The 280-nt window shown below is 63.2% G+C and carries 1 protein-coding gene; it reads left to right on the top strand.

Annotated features, from left to right (window positions below):
• A partial coding sequence (locus ADK67_RS15555) for a pectate lyase family protein (RefSeq protein ID WP_442974144.1) occupies nucleotides 1-280 on the top strand: 280 nt, incomplete at both ends.

Below are 280 nucleotides of genomic sequence, written 5' to 3'. Positions count from 1 at the left end.
GAAGAAGTCGGGTTCTCCGACGTCCAACGGCGGCGACGCGATCGGGATGGAGAGCAACGTCCGCAACGTGTGGGTCGACCACGTCAACCTGCTGGCGTCCGGTGGCGAGTCGGAGGGCTACGACGGCCTGTTCGACATGAAGGACAACACGCAGTACGTGACGCTGTCCTACAGCACCCTGCGCAACTCCGGTCGTGGCGGGCTGGTCGGGTCGAGTGAGAGCGACCGCTCGAACGGGTTCATCACGTACCACCACAACCTGTACGAGAACATCGACTCG

The organism is Saccharothrix sp. NRRL B-16348, from assembly GCF_001280085.1.
Taxonomy (GTDB): domain Bacteria; phylum Actinomycetota; class Actinomycetes; order Mycobacteriales; family Pseudonocardiaceae; genus Actinosynnema.
The sequence above is the reverse complement of the archived record's forward strand: the minus strand, read 5'-3'. Positions and strand labels throughout refer to the sequence as shown.